At 46.1% G+C, this 8156-nt stretch carries 5 protein-coding genes; all 5 read right to left on the reverse strand.

The window, feature by feature from the left end; translation table 11 throughout:
* Positions 1–349: 349 nt before the first annotated feature.
* Positions 350–1153, reverse strand: coding sequence for a TrmH family RNA methyltransferase (locus QVP67_RS13675; protein ID WP_022164122.1), 804 nt, complete (start codon positions 1151–1153; stop codon positions 350–352).
* Positions 1154–1534: 381 nt separating this feature from the next.
* Positions 1535–2227 carry an SGNH/GDSL hydrolase family protein gene (locus tag QVP67_RS13680; protein WP_022164123.1) on the reverse strand — a complete coding sequence of 231 codons (693 nt, stop codon included), beginning with the start codon at positions 2225–2227 and terminating at the stop codon, positions 1535–1537.
* A 76-nt stretch (positions 2228–2303) separates the two neighbouring features.
* Entirely contained in the window at positions 2304–5195 is a 2892-nt protein-coding gene (locus QVP67_RS13685; RefSeq protein ID WP_022164124.1) for a glycosyl hydrolase, read from the reverse strand.
* 15 nt (positions 5196–5210) lie between these two features.
* Positions 5211–7529: a DUF5703 domain-containing protein gene (locus QVP67_RS13690; protein WP_022164125.1), complete on the reverse strand. Its 2319-nt coding sequence runs from the start codon at positions 7527–7529 to the stop codon at positions 5211–5213.
* Positions 7530–7531: 2 nt separating this feature from the next.
* Positions 7532–8156, reverse strand: a 625-nt coding sequence (locus tag QVP67_RS13695) for a glycoside hydrolase family protein (RefSeq protein WP_288180225.1), incomplete at its 5' end; no start/stop codon positions are given.

The raw sequence follows: 8156 nt of genomic DNA on the forward strand, positions 1-8156 counted from the left end.
AATCAAAAGGTTAAAGAAAACTACGCTATTTTTTAGAAAAAACCCGACAGCATTGCTTATAAAACCTGACGACATTGCTTGTCATACTAGACAACATTGCTTGTTAGGTTAGCTAACTACCGATGTTGCGCGGCTAAAGTAAGTAGTTACGGGCGTCAAGTAGAACTTTAGAAAATGAAAGATGGATACGCGGACGACGCGGAATGAGCGGATTGGCACGGATAAAAAGAAGAAAAATGAAAATCCGCGTTCATCCGCATTGTCCGTGTTGTCCGCGTATCCATCATTGCAACACACTAACCCTCAATAGATCACAGCAAAGTGAGGTTTCACCGAAACTTGAGCATTCTTAGCATTTCTTACACAACTCCCAGAATGCTACAGCCGAAGCAGCCGCTACATTCAGCGAATCGACCCCATGCATCATAGGAATACGTACCACATAGTCGGCTCCGGAAATGGCCTCGGCAGGCAGGCCGTCGCCTTCGGTTCCCATCAGCAAAGCCAGACGGGCTTCTGCTTTCAGTGCCGGTTCGTCTAAAGAAACAGAACGGTCGGTCAAAGCCAATGCAGCTGTACGGAATCCAAGTTCCTTCAGTTTCGTCAACGGATTCTCAATCCACGTCCAGGGAATCAGAAAAACCGAGCCCATAGACACGCGCACCGAACGGCGGTTCAACGGATCGCAAGAATCGAGAGTAAGCAATACGGCATCAATGCCCAAAGCTGCTGCCGAACGGAATATGGCACCAATATTGGTCGTGTCCACCACTCCATGAATCACAACCACACGACGTGCACCATTGCACACATCTTCCACCATCGGCGGCAATGGCCGACGCATGGCACAAAGCACTCCGCGCGTCAGCGTATAGCCGGTAAGCCGAGTCAGCAAATCGCGGTCGCCGGTATAAATGGGAACATCACCTATTCGTTCTACAATATCGGCCGCATCGCCCGTTATGTGCTTCCGTTCGCAAAGCAAGGCGGTAGGCTCGTACCCCGCATCAAGTGCTACGCGAATCACTTTCGGACTTTCAGCAATAAAGATACCGTGTTGTGGATCGAGTCGGTTACGCAGTTGTGCTTCGGTCAGTGTGCTGAACACTTCCACACCCGGTTGTTCCAGAGAAGTTATTTCAATGACAGACATATCGTTCCTTTAAATTCACCGAGACAAAAATAGTGTTTCTTCCCCACATATCTGATAATATTTCTTCCGAAAATCTGCTTAAAGCACAACAAGCATACCTCTATGACAGGAAAAGACACAGTATTAGACAAAGTGTCTATTCAAATAGAAGCATTTCTCAAGAAATGTCTACTATTATAGTTTATAGAATAAAAAGCGTCTGATTATATCAGGAGAAGGTATGATTTTTCCCCAGTTAGGAAAAAATTATTCCCTAGTTAGGAAAATAATATTCCCCAGTTAGGGAAAAAAGATTTCCTAACTGGGGAAAAATAAAGCACTCTGCTTTTTAGCCTACAACTCCTCAATAACTCGTTCCTCTTAACTTGCCGTTAACCATGATTATGATTTCTTTTCAACAAAGCATTGCAGAATAATCGGATTCAAAACCTTAAACCAATTACAAGCCATCACAAATGCACCTGTCAGATTGGGATGAACTTTATCGGCTATGGTATGAATGCGCCAGTCGAATCCATCGTTCACAGAGACATACTTCACATTCGGGCGGTTTACGTCTTCTACCATCTGCCGAAGACTTTCGTTAAGTTCGGCGATGTAACTATACTTCGGTAACTTACCACTATGAATAACTCCCGCTATTAATATCACTGCATCCGGATTGACCTGCATTATCTTATCAATCATAGAACGATGAGCAGCCACAATGCCCGGAACCGGCTTTTCTTCTACAAAATGATTATGACCGGAACGTATCAGTACAATGTCCGCCGGGAAAGTCCGATATATGGAGTCAATTCTCTGTTCAACATATTCGGTATTCTTACCACCAAAAGCAGCATGTTTATATGAAATGCCGGCAGAACTTCCATTCCGGGGACCTACAAACTCATAGTCGAAACCTGCCGCACTCAACAGCCGTGCCAAAGGCCCCATATATGACGTGAAAGTTCCCCCTCCTTCCGTGATAGAGTCACCTATTCCCATAATGCGGACAGTACCCGCATGAAGTGGCATTGCAATCATAATAATGCCCAATACAATACAGAAGCGATGTAACAATCTATTATTCATATCTATTTCAGCTATACAATCAACTATTATTTAAGAAACAACTTGTCACTTATTTCAAGAAGTCTATCCATGCCCGTCACCGTTCAACAATAATCCGTATCTTGTCGCCCAACAGACCGGAAGGCAATAACGGGCTGTCTTGCCGGTAATAATTGTAAGTTGTAAATGTTTTCCGTTCGGTCGGACGTTTATCACCCGTATACAGCCACTTGGGATATTCCAGAAGCCACCTTCCACGGAAAACTTTTCCCGCATAGTCCAACCGGCCAAACTTTATGTCCAAAGGATATTGTTCATCCCCTATCAGACAATTGGTCAACGTATTGGTTACCTCTATTTCGAACACATTCTTGCCTGGCTTCACATATCGGGTGATATCTGCCTTAAATGGATGTTTCCATAACACAGCCACCTCACGGCCATTTATCTTCAGTGAGACAATTCCGCCGACTTTACCCAAATCCAGGTAGACAGCTTGGGCATCTTTTATTTCTTTCTTTGTCAGATGTACGTTTTTCGAATATGTGGCAGTACCGGAAAAATACTTCAAACGTTTGTCAGCCGATATAGTCCAGTCATACAAAGAGTCCATATTGACTTCAAAACTTTCCTGAGCCTTTACCGGTTTGAACAAAACCTTCCACGGACCTGCAATCTCCGAGACGATGCTTTCCGACACGTCAATGCTCTTTCCACTTCCGGTATCTTTCGTTTGCTTCCGAAATATCACAAACAGACTCTGCAACGATTCCAGTTCCAACGAAACTTTTGTTCTTTCGGCTTCCTTTTCCCATGTCACCTTTTGTGTTGTAGTACCTTTTTCAGCATCCCATATTTCAGGCAGCATTCCTGCTACACGGAAAAGTATTTCAGCACCGACAGGTTTCCGGCTCTGATTGGCTACAAAATAAATATCAGCATCGGCCGTCTTTCTGTGTGTCCAGACAATCGAGTTGCCTCCGGCCAGTATCTCCAGATCCTTCTCTACAGCCATGTCTTTCATAACTTCAGCCACAGATATCCCGCAGTAGACCGTACCTTTTCCGTATTCATGTTTCCTTACATTCGTTCCATCACAATCTCCCCAAACCTCAGCAGATAGCTTCTGTATCTCACTATCAACTGTCGGATAGCCACTTAAACCGGATGACTTCAGCGGACGTGGCCCAACGATGCAAGCTCCGTCTTTCACCAAAGCTGCTATTTTCTTAACCAATGAAAGACTCATCGCCTCATTATCAGGCAAAACAAGTAATTTATAACGTCTTCCGTTATCCAACACCAATCCCTCTGCATCGGCATAAACATGTTCCTGCACGAATGTTTCGTCCATTGCATCACAATTGTAGCCATCGGCCACTGGTATTGTTTTCTGAAAAGTAGGATACAGATAAGCGACATCGGCAACAGCTTCTCCCTGCCTCAACATGCCTTGTACCCGAGTCAGATATTCGTTCCAAGCCTTCGACTGCGTCCACCACGAGTTATGCCTGTTCAGCTGAGTACCCCAAGACTGAGACACCATACCGGGGAAAACAGAATCATCCCACGGCTGATGCGGCATCACATGAAGCTGGAAAGCATTAACTCCCAACGAGAAAGCCAGATCAGCCTCAGCTTTCATGTCTTCCGGCAAAATATCCCAGTTCCCAGCCGACGGACTGGCTGTAAAAGCTTCGGCATAGACAATCGGATTTTTCGTTATATGGGCAACAGAAGCAGCCAAACGCAAGGTCCACCATCCATAACTGGAATTACCGTGCCAGAACTCTCCGCTGACTCTGTCGGCCATTCTTCCACCCCTGACAAAGTTATAAGGAGCATTATACGGCTGCAATTCAAACTTCACATCAGGATAACGGTGAGACAGTTCGGTTAACGCCGCTATGTTCTCTTCAAGTACCAGTTCTTCTATCGTTTTATAGAAATCGTATCTGAAACGTTCTGTCAAGTCTCTGTTTTCTACAATCAGTTCGCCAACAGGAGGAATCCAGTCCAATGAAGAATTCTTGCTGCCACGGATCTCCCCCTTCCCAAAAGTCGGAAGCCAGTAAAGCGGATCGTATCCTCTTTTTTCAATAAACTTCTCCCGGAAGCGAGGAGTCCATGTTTGTCCTCCGGCTTCGTAACTGTCCAGCACCACTGCTTCGACTGTCCGACCGGCCTTGTCCCCGGCAATGTCCAGAATCTTCTTCACATAATTAGTAAAGTGGGTCGTTATGGCTTCACGGCTCATCTTGTCACACTCCAGCCCGTTTACATAATTATCTACCGGATGAGGCATTACACCCGTCGGCGTATATCCGTATCTGATTATCTTCCAACGTCCCGCATCAGCTTTCCAACCTGCTATCTCACCCGCCTTGACATACTTCGTAATGTCGTGAATATCGGAAAGAGACACCACATCCGAATCGGACAATTTAATGGCCAAAACAGCAATATCCTGATAATAGCGGGTAGGCTTATGCACTTCCGGCTGCTCCAACGCCATCATGACAGTCCGATTCTTATCCAGCGTTATTATAGTATCGGTCCACACTAATTTCTGCATAGCCTGTTCCGGCTTTATCCACGGACCACCGTTAGTAGAATAGCCCAGGCAGTTCTGCATCCTGAAACTCAATCCCAACCTGTCCGACTCGTCAATGGCATGTTTCATCATATTCCACCACTCCGAGGACAGAGTTTTTACCTTTGGGAGGCGCGTGTTCTCATTTGTCCACAAAGCCGCATCATTGATACCGGCAGAAACCTGAAAATGAACTACTCCTCCCAGTCCAACGGCTTTTAAGGCTTCCAAATCGGCCGTTATCCCATCTTTGGAAATCTGGTTTCCCATCCAGCGCCACCATACAACAGGCTTTGCTTCGTCCGGCGGACAACAGAAAATAGAATCCAAGTTATTTTGAGCATACACCAAAGACAGTTGCATGCCTACAAGCAGTAAAGTAAACAGACGTTTCATCCCGCCATGGTTTTATTAAGGTAATACAACATCATTTCTTTTACTCTCCGGGAATACATTCAGTTCCTGTACTTTCCCGTCTTTCCAGACACATTCTACAACCGTATTGCCAGGAGCATGAAGCTTGAACGACACATTCCATTCCTTGGGCCAGGCCGGCAACAGATAGATTTTATCGCCAACCGTCTGCATCAGCATTTCCTGCACGCCAATCATGCCCGATCCTCCCCAATTGTGGTCGGGTACCCAGTCGTGACCCGGTCCCCAGAAGGTCGGATAACGGCGGGGAGCATCTGTCATTTTTTTCAATGTTATCTCTTTTGCCTCATCGGTCAGACCCAGACGAGCACAGAATATGGCATCCTGATGCCAGCTTATATAGTTTTTCTGATTTGTGTTGTCTACTCCATATTTCCAGGTATTCACGGCAATGTCCAAGTCGGGCAAGCCTATGCCATACAATCCCCAAGGGAATACCGGATAAAGCTGAGGAATTTCTACATTGTTTATTCTTTCCCACGTCACAGCCGGTGCTATCGTCTTATGTCCGCCACAATCCCGGAACGGAATGTCCGGAATACGTTTGGCAAAACCCTGCCAGTGTTTTCTTTGCTCGCCTGTCAGATAATCGTCCGGCAATTGCAAAAGCAGATCTGTCACACACTTCAAAGCGGCTATGGTATTGGCTGAGTTATAAGCCATCTTATAGGTTTCGCAACCTGTACTGGGATACAAAATCAACTTGCCTTTGCCATCCAATGTTTTGGAAGAACGCTGAGCAGCCAAATACTGATAATGTTCGTCATAGAACGTCAGGCATTCTTCTATCAAAGGAATATATTTCCGAATATCGGTACCTGTATAGAAGTACAAGTCCAAAGCCATTTTACAGAATTCAAATACGGTATCCCATTCGTAATCAATCCATAGGTTATGTTGTATACCCGGATGCAACAAAGACGGACGGTTCCACCCATACGAACCTGCCATAGGCAAGCCGAACCACTCGATTTGTTCTGTAAAGCAGGCTCCCCGATGTCCCCAATACTGTTGCACACGCAAACGTGCATTCTCAAGTGCATTCAGGTAGAAGTCCAATTGGGGATACATCATATCAAAGTCACCACTTTTCAGCATAGGCCAGTAGACGAGTCTTTGATTCTGGGCAGTATGTGTACCTCCACCCCAGTCACGATGGTCAGGAGTAAAGGGAAAACTCTGATTGACCAAAGAAGGATCGTAAGTGAACAGACCTCCATTGAATTTGGTCGGTAATTTGCCATAGGCATTACATCCTAACTGATAACGGAACAACTGATAATTACGTCCGACCTGCCAGGAAGAAGACTGGGCCTGTGCCGAATCAGGATTTATCACAACATAACTGCGATCCCAGAACTGATTCCACCAGCGCCGGGAATCTTTCTTATACACTTGCGCTTCCTTTTCAAAACGCGTTCCGGTCTGCTGCAATCCGTTTTGCCACTGTTCCAGCGTCTCTGTCTGCTCGGTATGAAAAGCCATCACGAGATGGTGCTTTTTACGAGGACGCTCCGAACGTAGTTTATACCCTTTAAAATCAGTATCAACATAACGCCCGGCGCAGGAGCCGGCTACCGTCATGTCATCACCCTCTATATAACCACCAAATGTCAACGACTTCAGCGGATTCCACATTTGTCCTTTAACAGCCTCCAGTTGCTGCTGCTTAACAGTCAGGTCAAAAACAGTCTGTTCGCGGTTACGGTGATACCAGGTAATCCGTTTTCCATCGTGCATAATGGAGTCCGGCTGGACTACAGCTTTTACAGGTGCGCCACGATAGGCTATGCTGGCACGTACACGACCAGCCTCCTCCCATACCAGCGGAGCAAAACGCCAACTTTCATAGGCCGCCTCCATGGTCAACGGAACGTCTGATTTTACCGCAACTTCTGCAACCGGGATATGAACATTTGCCCAAATCTCAACAACTGTCTTTTTTCCGTCTTTGACCGCTTCTATTTCAACATACCCGTCACGCAATTTCAGTTCCTGCTTAAAAGAGGCACCTTCAAAAGGATTCGGATGGAACGACAGGCGTACACGCCCAAGTTTAGGAAATACATTATTCTCATCAAAAACTCCCGAACGCGACAGATAAAGGAAAACTTCGTCATCCTCTACCCAGACATTCATACCTATATCCCCACCTCCACAGGGCATAGACTCACTGGAGTTACGGCTTTGAGTCGTCCAGCAGGGATTATAAGCGTCCAGCCAGTCTTTGCCATCAGAAGCCCATACGGCACCCGAGAACAACAGCCCTGTCAATAACATAAAAAACGGTTTCATGGTCAATCTTTTTTATCGGTTATTTTAAGCGGAACTCTGCCGTTAAACGAATGTTCACGTCGGATGTCGTGATTATTCACACTGAAAGTTCCCAATAATAATTGCGGTATGCCATCCTTATCGAAAAACACGAAAGGACGTTCAAAACTAAGTTTGTTGGCATCGTAAGTACTTCCGTCACTCCAATGCAATACAGGCGGAAGCACTTTGGGATGGGGAGCCGGACGCCAGTTAACAGCATCTTCCGACTCCATCAAAGCCAAACCTCCACTTTCCTTTCCTGTAAACTGACGTACTACATCGCGGACAATGGCAAAATAACGGTCGCACTTTTTATCATACCATACGAAAGGATCTTCGGCTACCATGGAAGCATTGGGGTCTTCGGGCTGGAATATCAGCTTATTGGTCTTTACAAAAGGACCTGTCGGAGAATCGGCAAATGCTACACTGAAACGCACCTTGCCTCCGCGAAGCATTCCATTCTTGCATACAGCCTTATACAGCATGACAAATTTGCCATCGCGCCCTACACATACAGCAGGGTTCGAAACCAGCATGGCATCGAAGGCCGTACTATCGGCACTGTTTGACAGTACCGGCTGGTCCAGCCGTTTCCAAGGGCCT

The sequence above is a fragment of the Bacteroides sp. CAG:633 genome (assembly GCF_000435115.1).
GTDB lineage: Bacteria > Bacteroidota > Bacteroidia > Bacteroidales > Bacteroidaceae > Bacteroides > Bacteroides ndongoniae.

Coding starts and splice junctions, on each gene's coding strand:
- QVP67_RS13675 (WP_022164122.1), bottom strand. CDS start 1,153: ATGTCTGTCATTGAAATAACTTCTCTGGAACAACCGGGTGTGGAAGTG.
- QVP67_RS13680 (WP_022164123.1), bottom strand. CDS start 2,227: ATGAATAATAGATTGTTACATCGCTTCTGTATTGTATTGGGCATTATT.
- QVP67_RS13685 (WP_022164124.1), bottom strand. CDS start 5,195: ATGAAACGTCTGTTTACTTTACTGCTTGTAGGCATGCAACTGTCTTTG.
- QVP67_RS13690 (WP_022164125.1), bottom strand. CDS start 7,529: ATGAAACCGTTTTTTATGTTATTGACAGGGCTGTTGTTCTCGGGTGCC.